The organism is Bacillus sp. OTU530, from assembly GCF_038440375.1.
The window spans coordinates 24,493-46,185 of record NZ_JASATP010000014.1; the positions used below are offsets into that span (position 1 = coordinate 24,493).

The 21,693-nt window shown below is 41.7% G+C and carries 20 protein-coding genes and 1 other RNA gene; 7 read left to right on the top strand and 14 right to left on the bottom strand.

Annotation, left to right across the window (positions count from 1 at the left end; all coding sequences use genetic code 11):
- The first annotated feature begins 33 nt into the window (after window positions 1–33).
- A complete protein-coding gene (locus AAHB12_RS12390; RefSeq protein ID WP_342045530.1) occupies window positions 34–162 on the top strand; it encodes a hypothetical protein in 129 nt (42 codons plus the stop codon).
- Window positions 163–237: 75 nt separating this feature from the next.
- Here AAHB12_RS12390 and AAHB12_RS12395 read toward each other — a convergent pair whose 3' ends face one another.
- On the bottom strand, window positions 238–1,191 hold the full coding sequence (locus AAHB12_RS12395; RefSeq protein ID WP_446715553.1) for a CobW family GTP-binding protein: 954 nt from the start codon (window positions 1,189–1,191) through the stop codon (window positions 238–240).
- Window positions 1,192–1,437: 246 nt separating this feature from the next.
- On the opposite strand from AAHB12_RS12395, the gene AAHB12_RS12400 reads away from it, so the two are divergent.
- Together AAHB12_RS12400 and AAHB12_RS12405 are read left to right on the top strand one after the other, a co-directional pair.
- Entirely contained in the window at window positions 1,438–1,650 is a 213-nt protein-coding gene (locus AAHB12_RS12400; protein WP_342045532.1) for a DUF3896 family protein, read from the top strand.
- Between the two features lie 385 nt (window positions 1,651–2,035).
- A complete protein-coding gene (locus AAHB12_RS12405; RefSeq protein ID WP_129728202.1) occupies window positions 2,036–3,076 on the top strand; it encodes a YkvI family membrane protein in 1,041 nt (346 codons plus the stop codon).
- A 122-nt stretch (window positions 3,077–3,198) separates the two neighbouring features.
- On the opposite strand, the gene AAHB12_RS12410 is transcribed toward AAHB12_RS12405, so the two are convergent.
- Together AAHB12_RS12410 and AAHB12_RS12415 are read right to left on the bottom strand one after the other, a co-directional pair.
- Window positions 3,199–3,582: a DUF3979 family protein gene (locus AAHB12_RS12410; RefSeq protein ID WP_129728201.1), complete on the bottom strand. Its 384-nt coding sequence runs from the start codon at window positions 3,580–3,582 to the stop codon at window positions 3,199–3,201.
- A gap of 471 nt (window positions 3,583–4,053) precedes the next feature.
- Window positions 4,054–6,207 carry a DNA topoisomerase III gene (locus AAHB12_RS12415; RefSeq protein WP_129728200.1) on the bottom strand — a complete coding sequence of 718 codons (2,154 nt, stop codon included), beginning with the start codon at window positions 6,205–6,207 and terminating at the stop codon, window positions 4,054–4,056.
- A gap of 630 nt (window positions 6,208–6,837) precedes the next feature.
- On the opposite strand from AAHB12_RS12415, the gene AAHB12_RS12420 reads away from it, so the two are divergent.
- Complete coding sequence (locus tag AAHB12_RS12420; RefSeq protein ID WP_342045533.1) at window positions 6,838–8,124, top strand: S1C family serine protease; 1,287 nt, start codon at window positions 6,838–6,840, stop codon at window positions 8,122–8,124.
- Window positions 8,125–8,320: 196 nt separating this feature from the next.
- Here AAHB12_RS12420 and AAHB12_RS12425 read toward each other — a convergent pair whose 3' ends face one another.
- The 3 genes from AAHB12_RS12425 to AAHB12_RS12435 all read right to left on the bottom strand — a co-directional run bounded on the left by AAHB12_RS12425 (window position 8,321) and on the right by AAHB12_RS12435 (window position 10,943).
- Complete coding sequence (locus tag AAHB12_RS12425) at window positions 8,321–9,871, bottom strand: solute symporter family protein (protein ID WP_342045534.1); 1,551 nt, start codon at window positions 9,869–9,871, stop codon at window positions 8,321–8,323.
- Between the two features lie 2 nt (window positions 9,872–9,873).
- The gene (locus tag AAHB12_RS12430) at window positions 9,874–10,218 is read right to left on the bottom strand and encodes a DUF485 domain-containing protein (protein WP_342045535.1); all 345 of its coding nucleotides are present in this window, start codon (window positions 10,216–10,218) and stop codon (window positions 9,874–9,876) included.
- A 428-nt stretch (window positions 10,219–10,646) separates the two neighbouring features.
- Window positions 10,647–10,943, bottom strand: coding sequence for a cytoplasmic protein (locus AAHB12_RS12435; protein ID WP_129728196.1), 297 nt, complete (start codon window positions 10,941–10,943; stop codon window positions 10,647–10,649).
- A gap of 596 nt (window positions 10,944–11,539) precedes the next feature.
- On the opposite strand from AAHB12_RS12435, the gene AAHB12_RS12440 reads away from it, so the two are divergent.
- Window positions 11,540–11,830 carry a DUF2564 family protein gene (locus AAHB12_RS12440; protein ID WP_129728195.1) on the top strand — a complete coding sequence of 97 codons (291 nt, stop codon included), beginning with the start codon at window positions 11,540–11,542 and terminating at the stop codon, window positions 11,828–11,830.
- Window positions 11,831–12,025: 195 nt separating this feature from the next.
- Here the strand turns inward: AAHB12_RS12440 and AAHB12_RS12445 are convergent, their stop codons facing one another.
- The gene (locus tag AAHB12_RS12445) at window positions 12,026–12,214 is read right to left on the bottom strand and encodes a zinc-finger domain-containing protein (RefSeq protein ID WP_246040234.1); all 189 of its coding nucleotides are present in this window, start codon (window positions 12,212–12,214) and stop codon (window positions 12,026–12,028) included.
- 4 nt (window positions 12,215–12,218) lie between these two features.
- Window positions 12,219–12,878 (bottom strand): ribonuclease H family protein, encoded by a 660-nt coding sequence (locus AAHB12_RS12450; protein ID WP_129728194.1) that lies wholly within the window; start codon window positions 12,876–12,878, stop codon window positions 12,219–12,221.
- Between the two features lie 567 nt (window positions 12,879–13,445).
- Between AAHB12_RS12450 and AAHB12_RS12455 the strand changes: the two genes are divergently transcribed.
- Both AAHB12_RS12455 and AAHB12_RS12460 read left to right on the top strand, forming a co-directional pair.
- Window positions 13,446–13,841, top strand: a complete 396-nt coding sequence (locus tag AAHB12_RS12455) for a reverse transcriptase-like protein (RefSeq protein WP_342045536.1) — start codon at window positions 13,446–13,448, stop codon at window positions 13,839–13,841.
- A 5-nt stretch (window positions 13,842–13,846) separates the two neighbouring features.
- Window positions 13,847–14,758: a DMT family transporter gene (locus tag AAHB12_RS12460; RefSeq protein WP_342045537.1), complete on the top strand. Its 912-nt coding sequence runs from the start codon at window positions 13,847–13,849 to the stop codon at window positions 14,756–14,758.
- A 2-nt stretch (window positions 14,759–14,760) separates the two neighbouring features.
- Here the strand turns inward: AAHB12_RS12460 and AAHB12_RS12465 are convergent, their stop codons facing one another.
- From AAHB12_RS12465 to AAHB12_RS12490, 6 genes are all read right to left on the bottom strand, one after another.
- Complete coding sequence (locus AAHB12_RS12465; protein ID WP_129728191.1) at window positions 14,761–15,021, bottom strand: DUF6123 family protein; 261 nt, start codon at window positions 15,019–15,021, stop codon at window positions 14,761–14,763.
- A gap of 244 nt (window positions 15,022–15,265) precedes the next feature.
- Window positions 15,266–16,123, bottom strand: coding sequence for a 5'-3' exonuclease (locus AAHB12_RS12470; RefSeq protein WP_342045538.1), 858 nt, complete (start codon window positions 16,121–16,123; stop codon window positions 15,266–15,268).
- Between the two features lie 58 nt (window positions 16,124–16,181).
- A non-coding RNA gene (gene ssrS, locus AAHB12_RS12475) (6S RNA) lies at window positions 16,182–16,361 on the bottom strand.
- Window positions 16,362–16,477: 116 nt separating this feature from the next.
- On the bottom strand, window positions 16,478–17,323 hold the full coding sequence (locus AAHB12_RS12480) for a sulfurtransferase (RefSeq protein ID WP_129728189.1): 846 nt from the start codon (window positions 17,321–17,323) through the stop codon (window positions 16,478–16,480).
- A 16-nt stretch (window positions 17,324–17,339) separates the two neighbouring features.
- Window positions 17,340–17,609, bottom strand: coding sequence for a YpbS family protein (locus tag AAHB12_RS12485; protein WP_129728188.1), 270 nt, complete (start codon window positions 17,607–17,609; stop codon window positions 17,340–17,342).
- Window positions 17,610–17,789: 180 nt separating this feature from the next.
- Window positions 17,790–21,461: a dynamin family protein gene (locus AAHB12_RS12490; protein ID WP_342045539.1), complete on the bottom strand. Its 3,672-nt coding sequence runs from the start codon at window positions 21,459–21,461 to the stop codon at window positions 17,790–17,792.
- Between the last annotated feature and the right edge of the window lie 232 nt (window positions 21,462–21,693).

Below are 21,693 nucleotides of genomic sequence, written 5' to 3' on the forward strand. Positions count from 1 at the left end.
TTACATTATATGTAACAGAGCAAGGAGGTGCAAATGATGGCAAAAGGAAAAAAGAAGCAAGCACGAAAGCAAGCGACAAACCATGTACCAAAGGATACACCCTCTCCGATGACAAAAAAAGAGCAGCGTGGTGTTCAAGCATCTTTGGATTATGTAGAATAATGCTAAAACATATCTAAGCTTCTGTATGCTCGCTGTGAAAAACTCTGCGCAGCGAGCACAACTGCATCATCTTTCTTAATGATCGGCAACACAATTATGAAAATGTTCCTCAAACCAAACTTTATTTAACCCTTTCCCGATAAACACAACTTCGCTCTTTCGTTCTTCCCCTTGTTTCCACGGACGATCATAAGAAGCTGCGAACAGCGTATGCACACCTTGAAATACAACACGTCTGTCCATTCCTTGCGCAGCTATAATTCCCTTATAACGATATAAATATTCCCCTAACTCTGACACAACTGCAGTCATCCAGTGATTAAGCTTTACCATATCTATAGGGCGCTCCTCACGCAGTACAAATGACTGTACCCCCGTTAGGTGCTCTTTAGGAAAATAAGGCCGTACGTCAAGAGTGTCACGTGTCCGAAATGTTTGTATGCCAAATAACAAGCTAAAATCGATTTCGCCATTTACAGTTGGCACAATCTGAGCGGTTGGATTTAGGGATTGTATTTGGTATTTGACTTCCTCAAGCTGCGAAGTTGTTACCAAATCCTGTTTATTCAATATAATAAGATCGGCAAAAGCGACTTGTTCTTCCGCTTCCATGCCTTTTTCAAAGTGCTGCTGAATATGATAGGCATCCACCACCGTAACAATACCGTCTAATTCATAATAGGTCTGTATTGTTTCATCAAGAAAAAATGTTTGAATAATCGGTCCAGGATTAGCAAGACCTGTCGTCTCAATAAGCAAGCCTTCAAACCGTGCTTCTCCCTTTTTTCTGCTTTGTAATAGCTTTTTCAACGCTACAAGCAAGTCTTCTCGTACAGTACAGCAGAGGCAGCCATTCGTCATTTCCATAACTTCCTCTTCCACATTTACGATTAATTCATTATCAATCCCAATTTGCCCAATTTCATTCACAATCACAGCAAATCGATGACCGTGGTGCTCTGATAAAATACGGTTTAACAACGTTGTTTTGCCTGAACCGAGAAAGCCTGTTACAAGCGTCACCGGAATTTTCCGTCGTACACTCAAATTCGTTACCTCTCTTCTCTGCTTGTTCTATTTCGTTATTATAGCAAATCCATACCTCTATTTCGATTTTATTTGTAGTGAGCCTCCCTGTATAAAAAAAGAAAAGTTGCCCCTTTTGAAATGCTATAAATGCCTCAAACCCATCAACAGGTACTTCTTTCTATTTGCAGTCATATATCTATACAAAAGAAGCAAACCGCCAATTCAAATGCAAAGGGGTCATGCAGCATGAAGAAATCTTACAGCTATGATGAAATTAAAGAGTTGTTGGAACAAGAAAAACAAAAGCTAATCCAACAGCTTAAGGGACGAAAGCTCACCTCCAAGGAACAACAAACGCTCCACATGTCAATAGCTAATTATGAGTATATTTTAGAGCTAGTCGATATGAACCATTTTAATCGAGGTCTGCAACGCTCCTCTCAGAAAAAACGAAAATAACAATTCCGTATAAAGAAAACTCGTCGATTGGCGAGCCATGCTCTTGGGCGAAGACAGAGGCGTAGTTGCACTTATACTGTATTCCTAAAATTTCCGACTACGTCGAATTTCCTCCTATCTGGAAATTTATACTTTCTTACAGTGTAAAGAAAACTCCTCGATTGGTGAGTCTGCTTTTGGGCAAAGACAGAGGCGTAGCCCTACTTATACTTTATTCCTAAAATTTCTCGCCACGTCGAATCGACATCCAGCTAGAAGTTTATACTTTCTTAAAGTGTAAAGAAAACTCGCCGAAAACCGATAATATGCTCCTTTCCCCTTACATGTCCGTCTATTTGTCCATGCTCACTCATATGTATATAACAAACCCATAAGGGGGGATTGTATGGACCAACAACAATGGAAAACGGCGAAGCGAATTGCCGCTACGTATATCGGTACAATTGTCGGGGCAGGATTTGCGACAGGACGCGAGATTGTTGAGTTTTTCACGGTGCACGGTACATACGGAACCATCGGTATTTTGGCGAGTGGCATTTTATTCATTTGGATTGGAACAAAAATGATGCTCCTGGCCGCCCGTATCGAAGCGTACTCAGCGCAGGAATTTAATAAATACTTATTTGGCGATGTGTTCGGGAATATTGTAAATGCCGTGCTCCTCCTATTTCTTCTTGGTACAACAAGCGTTATGCTTTCTGGTGCAGGTGCGGTATTTGAAGAACAGCTTCGTTTGCCTAGGCAGTTTGGCATTTTACTTACAATCGTAGCTTGTCTTTTAATCTTAACAAGGGGGCTGCAAGGTGTTTTTGAAGTAAATTCCCTTGTTGTACCTATTATGATGATTTTTATTATTGGGCTCTACTCTACTACCTTTTTACAAACATGGCCTACCCTTTTCACAGCTATTCCGGAAGAAAGCTGGAATTGGCGTTGGATCACTAGTCCTCTAATATACGTTTCCCTAAATATCTCTCTTTCTCAAAGCGTTCTTGTCCCGCTTGCGCACGAAATCAAAGATGAGAAGGTTATTACAATGGGAGGTATCCTTGGGGGAGCAGGATTATTTCTTATCCTATTATGCAGTCAATTTGCTATTTTATCTGTGGAGCAGTTTTATCAATATAGCATCCCGATGGCTGAGGTTGTGCGGCGCCTCAATCCAACTTTTCATTTTTTCTTCGTGCTTATTATTTTCGGAGAAGTATTTACAACGCTCGTTGGCAATGTATTTGGCATGAGTAAGCAGGTGCATTCAATGACTGGCTGGAAAGGCTACAGTGTTGTGCTAGTCATTTTATTTATCAGCTATTGTATTAGCTACATCGGCTATGGTCCACTTCTCCATACGCTCTATCCGCTGATCGGCTGGCTAAGCATTATTTTCCTTCCACTCATAATTATGCAAGGCAAAACAAAATTGTAGAGAGGTGACTCGAAAGGGGTGCAACGTCCCATTTTGAGTCGCCTCAAGTATTACAGCGTGATTGTAAAACACCGTAATAGCCGATATATGTATAAGGTGCACCCTATGAATAGACTCCTGATTTAGTCACATTCCTCGCAGGTTTCCCAATACATCCCCATTTCTACCGCAAAATGTGGTTTAAACTGCACCTGCAGCATTCGGCTCGGCCATCGCTCAAATACAAACTGCAGCAGCTCCTCACCATCTTCTTTAGAAGCAATGACTTGCTGTGCAGTAAAACGCTGAATAGTCACAATAGGATGATGGTTTTGATGCCACACGATCCATACTTCCTGCTCATCATTATAGCCGATTGAAATCGATCCTTTGCCCACATCCTCCATATCACAAACGGAGGTACACACTACATATCCTTGTTCTTGCTCAATTGCAATATATCGATATCCTTTAGAATCAGCTTTTGGACTCATCCCGAAAAAGGACTGTAACACATCTTGGATCATCTTTTTATCCCTCCACTTCTATCTAAGCCTTTCATATAAGCATCTTGCCATATCGTACAATCTATCACAAGCTATATGCCTACATAACCTACCTACCTTTACAAACTATATTCCTTCATTATACAGCAGCCCATACATAGTTACTTGAACTACCCTCTACTTACTCGCTAATGCTTCTTCACATGATTGAGGAAGGAGTATTCTCACCCGTTTTTTGGTAAAGAAAACCCGCCGATTGGCGAGCCCCGCTCCCCGGACGAAGACAGAGGTGTAGCCTTACTTATACTGTATTCCTAAAATTTCTGACTACGTCGAATAGTCTTCCAGCTGGAAATTTATACTTTCTTACAGTGTAAAAAACTCAGACATTCTATTCTGCAAACAAAAAGCAGCGAATCCAGTGTGCAAGGATCCGCTGCTTTTTGTTTATATTTCTCTTTAATGTCTACGCTACGAAAGAGAATACATCTGCTATTTATCAAATAGAAACTGTATTTTATTGTCCTTCCACTCCAGCCTCGCATCAAAAGTCTTTTCTCCCTTTTTAAACCCCTTAATTACATCTGTCCTTCCTGTTTCAAGAAGCTTTTTTACATTTGTCACCGACAGCTTTTTTCCTAATATTTTTTTAGAAACTGTAAAGCTGCATTTTGTTTTTGCATAGTGGGAGCAACCATAAAAATCGCCCTTATCAACAACATTTTCTCCGCACAATTTACAAGATCCAACTTTCTTGCCAAGTGACGCCTTCGATTTTGTCTGCTCGATCGCACCCGTATCAATGCCAGAAAATGTCCACTGCGCAGACATTTGTACAGCATCCTCGATAATTTTAGCGGACAGCTTTTTAACTTGCTCCATAAAACTTGCGGCAGATGCATTCCCCTCTCCAATCTCAGCAAGCCGCTGTTCCCACTTTGCTGTCATTTCTGGGGATGCCAAAATTTTATTACCGATCGCTTCAATTAAAACTTTTCCTTTATCTGTTGCATACACCTGATTTTTCGTTACCTCAATATACTTCCGGTCCTTGAGCATCGTAATAATGCCCGCACGCGTTGCCTCCGTACCGAGCCCTTCAGTTTTCATCAGCACCTTTTCCAGTTCTTCATTATCAAGGTGACGACCTGCTGTTTTCATAAGAGTAATAAGCTGCCCTTCTGTATATCGCTTCGGTGGCTGAGTTTTGCCTTCCTTCACCTGCACATCACACACTTGTCCCTTCTCTCCATTTTGCAGCGAAGGCAGAAGCTTTTCGTCATCCTCATCCTTTGTTCCTTCAGAAAACAAAACCTTTCGCCATCCCTCCTGAATTTGCTGCTTTCCCTTTGATAAGAAAGTAGCACGACCGTCTACCAATGTTGTAATGGTTGTATAATCAAAGATAGCCGCTTTATAATGGGCTGCAATTAAGCGTTTTGCTATTAAATCATATATTTTCTGCTCATCCCCGCTCAGCTTTGCCACATCAGGAACCTGTTCTGTCGGAATTACCGCGTAATGGTCCGTTACCTTCTTTTCATTTACATAGCGCTTGTTCTGAAGAATAGATGCAACCGGTGTTGGAAAGTAGCTTTTATAGGCATTTTGTTGACTCAATTTTTCCAATATGTCTGAAAAATTGGAAGCTTCTTCTTTTGTCACAAAGCTCGAATCGCTCCGGGGGTATGAGATATATCCCTTCGTGTACAAGCTCTGCGCAAGATCAAGCGTCTTTTTGGGGGAAAATTTAAAGGCTCGGTTTGCTGTTGCCTGCAGAGCTGATAAGTTAAAGAGCTGAGGCGGCTGAAATTCCTTTCGCTCCGTTTGGGCCTCAGTAATTTCTGCATTCTTTTCGCAGCAAAACGCAGCAATTTTCTGCGCTAACTCAGGGTTCTCAAGGCGGGATTCTCCATCCTTATGCCATTTCCCTTCATACTCTTTTCCGTTCATAGAAAAGGTCGCTACTACTTCCCAAAACGGCTTGGAGACAAAGCTCTCGATTTCTTTTTCTCGTTTCACTACAAGAGCAAGTGTCGGTGTTTGCACACGTCCAGCTGAAAACACATCCGAAATGCCTCGTTGTTTTAACAAAATTGTATAAACTCGTGAGGCGTTCATGCCAATAAGCCAATCGGCACAGGCACGACTGTATGCCTCAAAATATAAATTGCGCGTATCCTTTTCCCCCAGTAGATTCCTGAATCCTTCCCGTACTGCATTTTCAGTTAGAGAGGAAATCCACAACCGCTTCATTGGCTTAGAAATGCGTGCTGTTTGCAAAATAGTCCGGATAATGAGCTCACCTTCTCGCCCAGCATCGCCCGCATGGATAATTTCCTTCACTTCTGGTCTTTTGACCAAATCTCTTATCATAAAAAATTGCTTTGTTTTGGACTTTGTTACTTTATATTGAAACTTATCAGGGATAAGCGGCAAAGCCTCCAGTGTCCACCGCTTCCACGCTTTATCATATTCCTCAGGAGACAGCAACTCGCAAATATGACCGACAGCCCATGTAAAATAAGCTCCGTTCGGAAACAACTCGCATTTTCCTACTTCTATATAGCCGTCCCTCTTCCGAAACGAGAATGGCGCGGCCAGCTTCATTGCTTGGTCCGGTTTCTCTGCAATCACAACCTTCAATTTTATTATCTGCTACTAAAAACATAAACAAATGGAATCACTGGTTTATACAACAAAGCCTCACAGCTTCCCCATAAATGCGTGCTCATGTGAAGTTTTTGAATGATTACTCTTTGTTTTTAGATGTTTTTATAGCAGGATTCACCACCTTTCTTTTTGGATTCATATTTCCAACTTCATTTTCGCTACCACCGCTTCAGGATGCTTCTCATTTTTTGATTTTGCGGCTGCAACTTAAGTTTTAAAACATTTGCTCTTTGCTGCATAGCTGCATATCGCAATATCCTTCATTCCTGCATTCAGTTTGTGTTGATCGGAGAAGGTGTAGCTTCTCAGCAGGCGGATATAAAAAATTCTTGCTTGTAAGCAGCATTCTATTTATGCTTTTTTGGGGAATCTATAGTTTTTTATTTCAGACCTCTTCTCTTTATATCCCATTCTATTATATCGTTTTCAATATTAAGCTTCCAACTGTATATCCACAACAACCCCAACTAAACAAAAACATTCCATTTTGTGTACAAGATGTATTTCACATGCTTACATTTTTCCTACTTGATATAAGAATATGACAAACAACACTACGAATACAATGCTTTGAGTAATATATTCTAACGAGGAGGGACTGCTGTGGGGAAACGCGCATGGATTAGCTTGCCAATTATTATAGTGCTTCTTGCTGGCATTGCTGCAACAGTTATTCTAGGCAATACAAAGATTGATGCGACAAATGTAAAAGATGCAAAACGAATTGCTGCTTATGCAGAGCCTGCTGTTGTTCAGGTTTATAACTATGCAGTTATAAATTGGGACTTTTCAGCTGTGGAAGCATTTCAGTATTACGCTGCTACGGAACAGGAATATAATTACCTGGGTGCGATAAATGAGTACTTTGTTGCGACAGAGGGACGGTCCTATGTAGGTGGTCGCGGTTCCGGAGCTATTATAAGTTCAAATGGCTATATCGTAACAAATGCTCATGTTGTTGATGCAACAAGAAAAAGTGATGATGAGCTCATCGTGGCAGGGTTAGAAAGCACAGCATATGAAATTGCAGACATATACAGCCTCGACCCTTCTCTTGTTTATGCTTACCTAATCCACACCCTCGATTTTACATCCATCCAACGGGTGCAAAAGGTAGTTTTACCAAGCGGGGAAGCCTATGACAGCGATACTAAAGCATTTGGGGCTCCTATCGGGGAAGGAAAAGATGTAGCGGTTATCAAAATTGATGCGAACAATTTACCGACACTTCAGCTTGGGAATTCTGATGCTGTAGAGCTGCAGGACGACATATGGGTTATCGGTTATCCAGGCGCCGCCGAGTTACGTGAACTATCTGAGGATTCGCAGATTGTATCTACGATAGCTGCCGGGCAGGTTTCAGCAAAGGATAAGAAGTCCGAGCAAGGAAGCCCACTCATTCAAATTAACGCCGCAGCCTTGCCTGGAAATAGCGGCGGTCCAGTAGTTGACAGAAACGGAAAAATTATCGGTCTGCTCACAGCTGGTCCAACCGAGCAACTTAACTTTGCTGTGCCTTCCTCCACTGTACAAGAATTTGTCGCACAATCTGGCGCCAAAAATGCTCCTGGACCTGTGGACACTCTGTATAGAGAGGGCTTAGAATTTTTCTGGGCTGGTTATTATGAAGAAGCACTAGATCGCTTCCAAAAGGTAGAGCAACTGTACGACAAACATCCTAAAATTAAACAACTCATTAGTGAATCACGAGAAAAAATGGGGCAAAACAAAACCTATTGGCCAAAGTACAAAACCTATTTCTATATATATGACGGGGTTGCTGCTGTCATTATTATCTTTCTCATTATTTTTGCCTTTGTCCTCAAACCAAAACAAAGACCGCAAACACCTGAGGTCCCTGAATCGCCGCCGGAAAAAGGCACGGAATAATAAGAGCGGGATGTCTTACACAACAAGACATCCCGCTTTTTTGACACTGTAGAAAAGCATAACTTTTCGGGGCGATGTCTAGCTCCCAAGACCCAAAATGGCGGACCCCGGGCTGAACCTCCGCAAAAGGCAAAAAGTTCCTTTTACTCCGGCCCACCCCTACGCTGCCATAAAAAGCGGGCCTTATCCGCTTTTCTTAATGACCAGATACACCACTCACACCATGGCCTGTATTTGATTTTACAAGAATTTCATCAAATTTCTCCTGACTTGCTTTTTTGCTTGATAATACTGTACCTAAATACGCTGCAAGAAATCCAAGAGGAATAGAGATAATCCCTGGGTTTGTCAGCTGAATTAGCGGCTCGCCAACAAGAATTGCCTTCCCTGCCTCCGGACTCCATACATTTGGACCGATTGCCACAATAATGATGGCAGAAATGAGACCTACAAGCATACCCGAAACCGCTCCCGCTGTATTAAAACGCTTCCAATAAATCGTCAACAAAATAACAGGTAAATTGGCACTTGCTGCTACTGCAAAAGCAAGAGCGACTAAAAATGCAACGTTTAACGTTTGGGCAAAAAGTGCTAACACAATAGATAAAACAGCAACACCGATAGAAGCATAACGGGCCATTACAACCTGTTCTTTTTCGGATGCTTTGCCGCGCCGGATAATTTCATTATAAAAATCATGTGCAAACGCCGAGGCAGCTGTTAATACCAGGCCTGCTACCACTGCAAGAATCGTCGCGAATGCAATAGCGGAAACAAACGCAAATAAGAAATCCCCGCCTAACTCCCGCGCTAATAAAGGGGCAGCCATGTTTCCTGCCGGGTTTGCCTTGACAATTGCTGCATTCCCTACAAATGCAGCCGCACCAAAGCCGAGGAACATCGTCATAACATAGAAGGCACCGATTAGCCACGTAGCGTACACAACGGATTGACGCGCTGTTTTAGCATCTTTCACGGTAAAGAATCGAACGAGAATATGCGGCAATCCAGCAGTTCCAAGTACAAGTGCCATGTTCAAGGAAAGCGTGTCGATACCGTTTGTGTATTTCACGCCTGGGTTCAAAAATGCTTCTTTTAACGGGGTTGCTGTTTTCATTTGCGCAAACATCTCCGTAAAGCTGAAGCCAAATTTCGCAAATACAATAATAGAAATTACCAGTGTGCCACCCATAAGCAGCACAGCCTTTACAATTTGTACCCAGCTTGTTGCCGTCATCCCTCCAAAAATAACATAGATCGTCATTAATGTTCCTACAATTAACACAGCAGTAGTATACTCTAGCCCTAATAATAGCTTAATAAGTGCACCTGCTCCTACAAGCTGTGCAATCATGTAGAAAATGGAGATTGTCATCGTATTCAAGGCTGCAACGCCACGTACTTTTCTTTCCTCAAATCGTGCCGCAATCATGTCAGCTAATGTATATTTTCCAAGGTTTCGGAGGGGCTCTGCTACTAAGTATAGAACAACAAGATACGCTACAAGAAAGCCGATGCTGTAAAAGAAGCCATCAAATCCAGCCAGCGCGATTGTGCCTGCAATTCCAAGGAATGATGCAGCAGACATATAATCACCTGCAATAGCTAATCCGTTTTGCCAGCCTGTCAAGCCGCCGCCCGCTGTATAAAACTCACTGGCATTCTTTGTCTTCTTCGATGCGAAGTATGTGATGACGAGTGTACCAAGCACGATTGCTAAGAATAGTGTAAAAGCTGTAACGTTCACGATTAGCCCCTCCCTTTATTCAGTTTTTGTAAAATATCGGTGGACAGCTTATCAAACGACTGAGCCTTTTTGCTGTAAAGGATACAAAGTGCCCATGTCATAACGAACTGGGCAAATCCGAAAACCCAAGCCCATGTAATTTCTCCAATAGCGGGTGTGTTCAAAACATTAGAATAGGATGTCAGAATCGGAAGGATAAAATAAAACGTGAAGAAGAAGATGGTCATAGGAATAATAAATTTCTTTTTCGCTTGTAGCAGCTGTTTAAACTCAGAGGATTGTACAATCTGCGTGTAATCGATTCCATCGGTCTGTGAGCGAGCAGCACTTTCTTGTTTTACTTCCATTGTTACACTCTCCTCTCAAATTATATGCCGTTGCAATCATGAGACAGCTAAAATAACACCTCCCCTGAACCACCTGAGTAAAGCGCTCACAATTAAAAAGAGATTACCAAATGCAAATCTAATTTTATTAAATATTCCCTCATATGGAAAGTATTTTAAGTAGACATTTTTTTACAATTTCTTTTTTTCAAAAAACCGCCAATAGTCATGGAGAGCTATTTTTTAGCCTTTTATTCTGCATACCATGTATCCATAAGCCACTTTCTAGGAAGCCTATGCACAATCGGCAAAATTCTTTTATAGAAGGAGTGACTGGGCAGACATTAAATCTGTCCGCTTTTCCCATAAAAAACGCCGCCTTTTTCAGCGACGCGAAAGAGTGATTCTTATACACAGCTATACTTTCTATTCTATTTATTCAATACTTTTTAAAAATTGGCTCCTTGCTCAAAAGAGCGATTGCTTATATGCTGCTGAAATATATTTTGCTGATCAACAATATGCTCTACCGAAAATACAATTACCTCTCCTCTATGCACCTCACCTATAATTAATCCCGTGTTTTTGTGATGTACTGCAAAATTATACTGGTTCTCTCGCGGAAGAACGCGCTCAACAACCGATAGTACCGCTTCATAAATTTCAGTACGCTCCTGCACTTCTTTTCCTAGCTTTGTTGAGAGTTTAACAATTACTTCTTTTCCGTTTATCGTCGTTCGATACATACTCGTATCCTCCCTTTAAGCATACTAACCAGCCGTACTTTCTTATACAAGAAGAGATTGTGCTACATGTACAAAAAAACAGGTTAGCTTTTTTTTGAAGAATGTGCTTCCTTACAAAAATATTCCCTTTCCAACAATCTCCCCCAAGGTAACCTCAGTCCCTTGCAGAAACCTGTTTCTTATTCATCTATATTCCATTCTGAACATAAAAAACCCTTGTTTATTCTTCACAAAATTTGCAGCAAAAATAAAATTTTTAAAGAAAATTCACTGATTGTGAAAACGGAGGTGTAGTTGTATTTACAATTTTTCATAAAATTCCCTAATATGTAAAATTAAACTGATACATAGGAATTTATATATTAAATTGTAAACAAATAACTCAAAAATTTCCCTAATTCAATTCTTTTCCCTAGCATGTCTGTTTTGTATAAAAATCAAACACGAAATCCTAATTCCCCTCCCTTGGTTATATATAAAATAGCAGGCATATTGATTAACGAGAAAAACCAAAAAATACATACTCATTTCCTAAGATTAAAAAACACCTCCTATGCGCAAACTACATGTAGTAACTCGCAGGAGGTGTTTTATCTATGGCACAAGATATACGAGGCGCGGGAGATCCATACCATGCCTCTCATAATGGCTTTAACGGCTTTGAAGACGTAGGAATGCGGGTGGCATCCGCCCAGAAAGTGGTCGGCTCTGCCACTATGAGTATGGATCCTGCTCAGCTGCATAACGCGGCCAAAATAGTAGAGGAAGCACGTCGTCAGCTTACACACATGAAGGAAATAGCAACAGATCTCGACGAGGCATTTCTTTCAAAACAAGAAGAAATGCTCGAGCAATGCGAACACCAACTAAATGAAGCAATGCAATAATCTTAAGAAAAGCGGACAAGGTTCGCCTTTTATGGCAGCATAGGGGTGGGCCGGAGTAAAAGACGCTGTTTGTCTTTTGCGGAGGTTCAGCCCGAAGTCTGCCATTTTAGGTCTTGGGAGCTAGATATCGCTCCGAAAAGTTATACTTTCTTATCTTGCTAGAAAAACCGCCGTATCGGCGGTTTTATTCATGCTTCATGATAGTTTTTTGCCGTAATCCTTCAACTTTTCTCCAACAGTACAATGTTTGATACAAAATGATTGTGCATATCGTGGACCGTTCTCCTTTCGGAAATGGCTATTTAGAAAGCAGCCATCGCAATACGTGTCGAGCAGCTGATGCACCTCTCCAATCCACTGCTTTCGGTTTAACGACTTACTCACTCTTTCACTCCTCCACTGCCGCATGGCTATCAATCACAATACCCTGCAATGCCTGTGATGCCAGCTGATGCGCTTCCTTGTTCGCCTTTCTTGAAACCGGCTCATATGAAAAGCGCAGCTGCATATCCGCTGCCTTTTGTTCTACACGGTCAAGATACCGATTTAGGTTTTCTTCATAGCACGGCCATTCGCCAGACAGCTGCTTTAACACAACCTGCGAATCGCCCTTTAGTACTATAGTCTGATACCGTACTCCCAGCTCTTCCAAAAGCCCCATGCCATATAATAAGGCAGCATATTCAGCCTCATTGTTATTTTCTAAACCTGTTAATTGCCCATTGCGGCGCACGCGGTATGTTTTTCCGTTCTTAACATAATATATGCTAACCCCAACACCCGTTTCCCTCGTTTGCAAATCATAGCCTCCATCAAAATACATCACAATATCGTGCGGCTCTTCCTCGATCTTTCTCGCGAGCTTCTCTGCCTCCTTCTTCGTCCAATGTGTTCCGACTTCATCATAAAAATTCAGTTCCTTGACTCTTCCTGTCTTTTCAAAATCATTTGCAAAGTGCAGTGCCTCCTCTAAGCGGAGAAAATCGGTTGTCAGAACCGTCTCACTTCCATTCTTTATCTTATATGTCCACTCAATTTTATATTTCATGAACCTTCTCCTTTATCTTTAAATAAGTATTTTAATAAAGAAAACTCGCTGATTGGCGAGCCCCGCCTTTAGGCGAAGACAGAAGCGTAGTTGCACTTATACTGTATTCCTAAAATTTCCGACTACGTCGAATTCACTTCCAGCTGGAAATTTATACTTTCTTACAGTGTAAAGAAAACTCGCTGATTGGCGAGCCCCGCCTTTAGGCGAAGACAGAAGCGTAGTTGCACTTATACTTTATGCCTAAAATTTCTTACTACGTCGAATTGGCTTCCGGCTCGAAATTTATACTTTCTTAAAGTACAAGAAATGGACCTATTCCCTTTATTTTACAATAAATTTCCAATTTCATGCATATAACTTGAAGAGCTCTTGTTTTGCATTCATTATTGCCTGCTCCGGTTTACCGGACAAATGCAATAATCTATCTATCCTTATTATACCCAAAACATGATAAACCTCTCGATTTACAGCAACAAACATGATAGAGTTATAATCGCATACAGATTGCGGCATCATTTTGGTAAATGAATTATATTTTCCTAATGGAAAAATGGAGGTAAGGCTTTGATCGAAGTATATATTGATGGAGCATCAAAAGGGAACCCAGGACCATCTGGTGCGGGTGTTTTTATAAAAGGAATTCCGCAACCAGTACAACTGTCCATGCCGCTTGGAATTATGAGTAATCATGAAGCAGAATGTCGTTCACTGCTCATCGCTTTGCAGTATTGTCTTGAGCATAATTTTAAGGTTGTCTCTTTTCGCACGGATTCACAGCTTGTAGAACGAGCACTTGAAAAACAATATGTAAAAAACAAAATTTTTCTGCCATTATTAGAAGAAGCATTCCGGCTCGTGGAACAGTTTGATTTATTTTTCATTAAGTGGATTCCAAGCAGTCAAAATAAAGTTGCAGATGAGCTTGCGCGTAGAGCCATCCTGCAAAATGAGCAAAGATAATTAACATGTTAAGCAAAAAATGGATTGCTCACGCATCGCTTCTGTTTGTTACCCTTATATGGGGAGCAACGTTTGTTGTCGTACAACATGCCATATCACTTGTACAACCGTTCACATTTAACGCGATTCGTTTTCTCATTGCCGGGTTTATCTTACTCATCATTCAAATGATATATACCAAACGAGCAACTGTCTCTATTTCACGCAAAGACATTATATCTGGTGCACTCATTGGTTTTTTCTTGTTTGGAGGCTATTTATTCCAAACATTTGGCTTACTGTATACTACCTCATCTAAGGCTGGTTTTTTAACAGGGTTGAGCATTGTAATGATTCCCATTTTTTCATATATTTTTTTAAAACAAAAAACAGGGTTATTTGCCATAATTGGTATCCTAACGGCAACGGCTGGATTATTTTTACTAACAGCAGAGAATTCCTTTCGTTTGAATCAAGGAGACATCCTGGTGCTATGTTGCGCGATTTCCTTTGCGCTTCACATACTCATAAATGGGGCCTATTCACACACACTTTCACCGCTCTTCTTAAGTACCGTGCAAATATTAACAGTAGGGACTCTCTCTACAATTTGTGCAATTATATTTGAGGATTGGGAACGCGCCCTATCTAACGATTTATGGCAAAACAATTCATTTTTATTCGCACTCTTTTTAACATCTGTCTTCGCGACCGCTCTCGCCTTTTTTATTCAAACAGCCGCACAAAAAAGCATCTCACCTACCAAGGTAGCGATGATTTTAGTAATGGAACCGGTATTCGCTGCTTTAACAGCAATGCTTGTAAACAATGAACAGTTGTCCTCAGCAACAATAATCGGCTGCGCTTGCATCTTCCTCGGCATGATTCTAGTAGAACTGCCCAGCAAACAAAAAGAAAAAAGCGCACAGGCTGCGTAAGCTCAGGATTCGAGCCTGCGTACATATGCCTGTGCGCTTTTTTCATCCTCAATATGATCTCTTTTCAAGCCTTCTAACAAAGCAATAAAATAACTGCCATCAAAATCACGCTGATGCTTTAAGGTTGCCTCAATCGCTATCTTCACAATTTTGTCCGAAGCCCCTGTATATTTTTGTCCAAACATAATAAACCCAAGCGCTTCCTGTGAAAGCTTAAACCCTTTTGTTTGCAGGTGGAAAAGATAGTCTTGTACTGTCCCCATGGTGCCTCTCCTCTAAAAATTTCATTCCCACTCTTATCATACCTTGTTTAGGGGACTCTGAAAATAGGGAAGAAATATAAGAAAAGCGGACAAGGCCCGAAAAGTTATACTTTCTTATCTCGTAAAGAAAACTCGACGATTGACGAGCCCCGCTCCCCGGGCGAAGACAGAGGCGTAGCCTTACTTATACTGTATTCCTAAAGTTTCCTACAGTGTAAATAAAACAGAGCCATGTTCAGGCTTCCTACCCGCGCACAAATGAATCTCGCCACTCCATCGCTCTATATACCGTTTGGATACGCTGTTCATTCCAATCGAGCAACGCTTCATCCAGAGAGCAAACAATTGGTACTTCACAATGTATCGCCGCCAATTGAAGAGATAACTGAAGGTTTTCTAAATCATTCTCTATTTTTGTTTGCTGCGCTTTTGTAAGATGTGCTAGATTTTGCAATACACCTTCTGTGGTACCGAATTGCTGAATCAGCCTATGCGCCGTTTTTTCTCCAATTCCTTTTACACCGGGATAATTGTCACTCGTATCACCCATAAAGGCTTTAACATGGACAATTTGCCATGGCTTTATGCCTCTCTCCTCAAAAATCACTTCCGGTGTGTAATATTTGTAATTTCCCATGCCCTTCTGCAACAGCATAATGGTGACTGTCTCGTTAGCGAGCTGAAGAAGGTCAGTATCGCCGGTTAAAATTATTACCTCTGCTTCGGATGCATATTGCTTGGCAAGCGTTCCAATACAGTCATCTGCCTCATAGCCTTTTAACCCTATATTGGGCATACCCAGCATCGCTGACGCTTCCTTCACCAAATCAAATTGCGGAATGAGTTCATCTGGGGGAGCTGCTCTGTTTGCTTTATAATGTTCATATGATTCCGTTCGAAAAGTCGTACTTCCCATGTCCCAACAGGCAACCGCATGAGTCGGCTGCACAGCTTGAACCGCTGCCGTAACATGTTTTACAAAACCATTTACACCATTCGTCGGCACGCCGCTTTTTGTCTCCATATATCGGCCATATACACTTGTTGCGTAAAAGGAGCGGAATAAAAGCGCCATCCCATCTATTAATAATACCTTTTTCATTCTTCTCGTCTCTCTCCTACAAAAAAATAAAAACCTCACGCGTAATTACGTAAGGTTAGGAAACCCCGCTTGTGCCGTTGCTTGAATATGTCCGTAAACCCGCTCTCGCAGGGGGATGCTCTCACAAGCACCTTCATCTTCCTTGCAACAAGGCGTGATGGCAGTACTTAAATATCGAACTTCCGTATTTACACCGTTGGTTTAAGACATAAAAAAGATACGTACACGGCAGGATGTTTCTTTTAATATTATAGTAACATACTCGCTTTATCATGTAAAACCGTTTTCAAAGCGTTTGTTTAACTCTGTGTAATTTATTGTAATACAAAGCAGGCGCATACGCAACAGCCTAATTCATTTTATCTTTTGCGTTTTTTCTACAATATTTTCATCGTATGAAATCCAATCACTCCAGCTTCCGGCATAGAGCTTTACATCTTGAAAGCCAGCCATCTTAAGCGCGAGCACATTCGGACATGCTGTTACACCTGACCCACAATATACAATTGTTTCCTTTTCCTTGTCAAACATGCAAAAACGCGCTTCTTGCTCTTTTTCACCTTGAAATACTCCTTCTGCACTCACACCGTCCATCCAAAAGCTGTTTACAGCTGTTGGGATATGTCCAGCCTTACGGTCAATCGGCTCCTCAATTCCTGCATAACGGATCGGTTCACGTGAATCGATTAATAAGAAGTCTGCGCCACTTTCAATTCTATTCTTAACATCTGCCATACTAACAAGCATATCTGACTGCAGATGCGGAAGGAACTCTTTGCTTTCAAAAACAGGGATGGCATCTGTTGTCGGTAATCCTGCCTGCTTCCAAGCTGTAAAGCCGCCGTTTAGAATATATACCTTTTCATGCCCAAGATACGTAAGCAGCCACCAAAGCCGGGAAGCCATTGCTCCATTTTGACTGTCATATGCAATTACGGTCGTATGCTTATCAATTCCTGCTGCGCCTATTTTCCTTGCGAACAGCTCAATATCAGGCAATGGGTGGCGTCCTCCATGTACGCCAACCTCACCCGACAAATCCTTATTCAAGTCAAAATAGAGCGCATATGGAAGATGCTCCTCTTCATATTGTTTTCTTCCCCAAGAGGGATCACCTAATTGAAAGCGGCAGTCAATAATGCGGACCGCTTCACTATTGTAATGCTCAGCTAACCAACCGATTTCCGCTACCCCATTCATCCTGTTCTCCTCCTACTTATGAATGCTTTAAACGATTCACATACTCTTCTACCATTTCTGGCGTTACATATTTACGAGTCGGTACAACACCATATTTTCCTGCAAGCTCGTTAATTTGTTGTGTTACACCATTAATGCCTTCTGTTGAGAACGACTTGCCATTCGTGCAAAGCGCAACAGCTGCTTCAATCGCAGCTTCACGCTGCGCTTCAAGCCGTAAAAATGTTGTAACAATTTCATGTTGTTTTTGTGAGTGAGCTGTAATTGCTTTATGTACCTCTGCCATTTTTTCCACCTCTTCATAAAATCAATAGAAAGACAATTTCTAACACGCTTATGCATAGAAGCGCACTTGCTAACGCAATGCAGAGCATTTGCCCTGCACTACGTCCTATACAAGTGCTGTCTATCATTGTCTTTCGCCTTATTGTTTCCTTATTCTCCTTCAACCTTACACAAGGATACGTTACAGAACAGACAGCTCCTGCTCCACATCCTCTATTGAGCATTGTACTGCATGCTTTACCGATTTGTATACTGAAACATCAATTTTCTCAGACAAAGCAGCCAATACACCCTCATAATATTGCGTCGCCTGTTCCTCCATATTTTGTTTAACATCCCCCCACGCACGCTGCCATTCGCTTCCATAGTGCCGAGCAAGCAGCTGCTGCTCTTCTTCTATATAGGACGAAACGAGCGGTTCTAACACCTTTTTCATTTCTTCTTGCATACGAGCCTTTTCGTTATGCTCAAAAAAGCTTTTTGCATTTTTAAAAATGCTCCACGATTTTTTGAACTGCTGCAAATCAAGCTCAGCAAATGGCTCAATATGCGCAGCAGACGTATAGGAGGCATCTTCGATTGGAACAAACGATAGCTCCTTATTATATGATAAACATGTTTTTTGCAGCTCCTGGCAGGAAAAGTGAAGCTTTTCATTCATCCATTTTTCAAGGCGAAGCGAGGTTGCCCGCATTTCCTGCAGCAAATCATGCATAAGAAAATCGCTCAGCTCACTCGTGCATTCATGTAGCCTTTGCTTTATATCGCCTCCATCAGTGCGGAGCACAGCCGGGTTAAAGATTTCGGCAAACACATCCTGATAGCGGAAAAAGACACGCTGCTTAACGTAGAACAACAGTTCATGCACTTCCTTCTCAAGTGCCTTCTCCTCCGTTAACACACTATAAGCCGCTATTTCTTTTACAATATGCAGCCGCTCTTCTCCATAACGTTTCTTCTTCGCTTCTTTTTGCTCATTCCCTTCAAGGGCATTAGCAATAATATTAGCCAGCAGGCTGTTTGCTCCTTTTATAGAAGCATTAAGAGCTGTTAAGGATACAATCATTAAATCGCGCATTGTAAAGGATGTGAAGGCCTCTTCAAACGCTGACATACCGGATTGCTGCAAAATGCCATATTGCCCCTTCTCAGCAGAGCACCCCTTCTTTTCATCAAGCGCAAACAAGCTTGATAATGCAAACAGACGCGGATGGCGGATGCCATATTGAAGCAGCTGATCGGCGATATACTGCTTAACTGTTTGCAGTTCCGCTTCGGACTCTGCAAGATCAGCAGCATTAATTAAGAAAAACATTTTATCCATCGCAAAGGAGTCTTTTACACGACCAAGCTGAATTAAGAATTCACGGTCGGCTTTGGAAAATACATGATTGTAATAGGTTACAAATAGAATAGCGTCGGCATTTTTAATATACTGAAACGCCACATCTGTATGGCGGGCATTCACAGAATCTGCCCCCGGCGTATCAACCAGCGTAATTCCCTTTCGCGTAAACTCGCAATCATAATAGAGCTCGATGTATTCAACAAAACACGATTTTTCTTCATTTGCGACATACTCGCTAAAATCATCAAATGCAGTACGTATCATTTGACCTAGCTGATCTTGAAATGCGCTATAACCCCTCTGCAACGCCCTTAGGAAGCTGAATGTTGTTTTTTGGCGTCCGCTTGGAGACGGATGCCGCAGCAATTCATCAATTTGCATCATTCCTTCTTCAAGCGTCGTTATACGTTTTCCAAACAGTTTATAAATCTCCTGTAAGTCTTGCAGAAGCGTTTGCTCAGACTTAAGCTGTACTAACACTGTACCATGTGGATGTTCAGCAGTGATGGGCAAAATTTTATTAATCGTTGCCGTTGTTGGGTTAGGTGAAACGGGAAGCACCTTCTCACCAAGCAACGCGTTAGCAAACGATGATTTCCCCGCACTAAAGGCACCGAACAGCGCTACAGTAAATTGCTTCGTTTCAACCCGTTTTCGTTTTTCAACAATTTCATCATATACATGACGAAGTAGGCTGATTGGGCGAATTGTTTCCTCTACCTGCTTCACAGAAGCAAGAATTGTTTGAATACGTTCTTCAGCCGTAAGCTCTGTATTCACTGCAGGGAGTGCTGGCTCGACTTCTGCATGCGGCTGCGCCGCTTCAAATACAATTGGTTTAGCTGTTGTAATTTCCTGTCTCATGTTCATGACATCCTTAAGCTGGATCGTCGCCTGAGCCTCTGCATTTCCCTTCCAAACGTTAGACAATAGCTGTTCATATTGCTTGATATCCTCATCGACAACAGCAGTCTCTTCCCACGCCGCCTGCTGCTGCTCATATTGCTGAATATCCTTATGCAGCTTTGCTAACTCATACTGCATATGTTCTTTTATTAATGGGAGCTGCCTTTCAAAAAATCTATTCGCTGCATCGCGATATGTCTTCTTTAGTACGTGCGCCACATCATTTGTGTAGTTCAACACATAATCGCCAGTCAGTCCGGCTCCTTGTTTCACAGCAAAGGTTAACATCGCCGGCTCAAATGCCACCTGCAACCCATATACCTGTTGTGCCAAGGCCTCTGAATATAGATTCTCCCTTTTTAGAAATGACAGCATCTGCTCCTTTACATGAAAATCAAGCTGCGTCTCCACAATCCCTTTCAGCTTTTCATAAAACGCATGCAAGCGATCTTCCTTTTCTTTTTTCGTTTTCGATTTCGAAAAGAAAAATCCAACCTTAAAGGTAGACAGCTCTGTCTCCAAATAGCGCTCCGCCAGATCCCGTACTTCATACGGCATTAAATACGCGTTATGCAAAATATGATCGATTTCTTTTGTGAAAGTGTTTCTAATAGTAACTTCCTTTCGCTCCGCCTGTTCCTTCTCCTCATATAGCCGTTGTAAATTAGCAGCAATATCCTCACGCGAAAGCGATCCTTCTGATAACGAACGTCGAAGCGGCTCTATTTCCTCCTCTGCCTGTTTAACAACAAAACGCATATGCTCCTTAAGCAAATACTCCGTCTCGTTTTGCATACTTTCTTGCATATACATCGTTCTTTGCGCAACAAGCGATTCTAACAGCTTCCTAAGCTCCGGCAGCTCATTATCGGCTTGATCCTGCTTACGCAGCGATGTATAGTATATCCCGTCCGTCTCAATATTCCAATTCGCAAAGGCCTCGCTCACGCTCTTTCGATAAGAGGCAAAGGAAAGCTCATCGTCCTTATGTTTGTCAATCTGATTTACAACCAAGTAAACACGCTTATTTCGTTGCTTTAATTCCTTTACAAACTGCAGATTCACCTCTGATTGGACATGATTATAGTCCATCATATAAAAGATTACATCTGCTAAATGAAGAGCTGATTCAGTTGCAAGCTTATGCGCATCATCAGTAGAATCAATTCCCGGTGTATCGACGAGCATAACGCCTGCTGGCAGCGGGGCATCATGCCGATAAATGTGGACACCCGTTACTTCATCACCATTTTTACATAGCTGCTTCAGCTGTGTATCCGTATACATCCCTTCATATGAATGCTTCTCCCCTGATTGAAGAGTTATTACAACGCGGTCGCTTCCCTTTTGGATTTGAACAACGTTCGCACTTGTTGGAATCGGACTCGTCGGCAGCAACTCTTGACCGTACAAATAATTCATCATCGTTGACTTGCCAGCGGAAAAGTGTCCGCAAAACGCAATCATAAACTCCTGCTTTCCATACTTCTGAATAACGTCTAGCAGCTTTAGGCTATGCTGGACATCTCCTTTTTCTTTCCATGTTTCATACATAAAAAGAAGTCGCTGCAACGAATTGACAGGCAAAGTTTCAATCATCTTACACGTTCCCCTTTATCTAAAGATGTACCCCTTCTTATCTTACTAAATTTTCACTCTCTTCACAGTACAAAAATAAAGAAAACTCGCTGATTGGCGAGCCATGCTCTTGGGCGAAGACAGAAGCGTAGTTGCACTTATACTGTATTCCTAAAATTCCACACTACGTCGAATGAACTTCCAGCTGGGAATTTATACTTTCTTACAGTGTAAAGAAAACTCGCTGATTGGC

What these genes read in the sequence shown, in the direction of transcription:
- AAHB12_RS12465 (WP_129728191.1), bottom strand. Translation starts at nt 15,021, where the DNA reads ATGGGGACAGTACAAGACTATCTTTTCCACCTGCAAACAAAAGGGTTT.
- AAHB12_RS12480 (WP_129728189.1), bottom strand. Translation starts at nt 17,323, where the DNA reads ATGAATGGGGTAGCGGAAATCGGTTGGTTAGCTGAGCATTACAATAGT.
- AAHB12_RS12490 (WP_342045539.1), bottom strand. Translation starts at nt 21,461, where the DNA reads ATGATTGAAACTTTGCCTGTCAATTCGTTGCAGCGACTTCTTTTTATG.
- AAHB12_RS12390 (WP_342045530.1), top strand. Translation starts at nt 34, where the DNA reads ATGATGGCAAAAGGAAAAAAGAAGCAAGCACGAAAGCAAGCGACAAAC.
- AAHB12_RS12450 (WP_129728194.1), bottom strand. Translation starts at nt 12,878, where the DNA reads ATGAAATATAAAATTGAGTGGACATATAAGATAAAGAATGGAAGTGAG.
- AAHB12_RS12440 (WP_129728195.1), top strand. Translation starts at nt 11,540, where the DNA reads ATGGCACAAGATATACGAGGCGCGGGAGATCCATACCATGCCTCTCAT.
- AAHB12_RS12435 (WP_129728196.1), bottom strand. Translation starts at nt 10,943, where the DNA reads ATGTATCGAACGACGATAAACGGAAAAGAAGTAATTGTTAAACTCTCA.
- AAHB12_RS12400 (WP_342045532.1), top strand. Translation starts at nt 1,438, where the DNA reads ATGAAGAAATCTTACAGCTATGATGAAATTAAAGAGTTGTTGGAACAA.
- AAHB12_RS12430 (WP_342045535.1), bottom strand. Translation starts at nt 10,218, where the DNA reads ATGGAAGTAAAACAAGAAAGTGCTGCTCGCTCACAGACCGATGGAATC.
- AAHB12_RS12485 (WP_129728188.1), bottom strand. Translation starts at nt 17,609, where the DNA reads ATGGCAGAGGTACATAAAGCAATTACAGCTCACTCACAAAAACAACAT.
- AAHB12_RS12405 (WP_129728202.1), top strand. Translation starts at nt 2,036, where the DNA reads ATGGACCAACAACAATGGAAAACGGCGAAGCGAATTGCCGCTACGTAT.
- AAHB12_RS12460 (WP_342045537.1), top strand. Translation starts at nt 13,847, where the DNA reads ATGTTAAGCAAAAAATGGATTGCTCACGCATCGCTTCTGTTTGTTACC.
- AAHB12_RS12470 (WP_342045538.1), bottom strand. Translation starts at nt 16,123, where the DNA reads ATGAAAAAGGTATTATTAATAGATGGGATGGCGCTTTTATTCCGCTCC.
- AAHB12_RS12410 (WP_129728201.1), bottom strand. Translation starts at nt 3,582, where the DNA reads ATGATCCAAGATGTGTTACAGTCCTTTTTCGGGATGAGTCCAAAAGCT.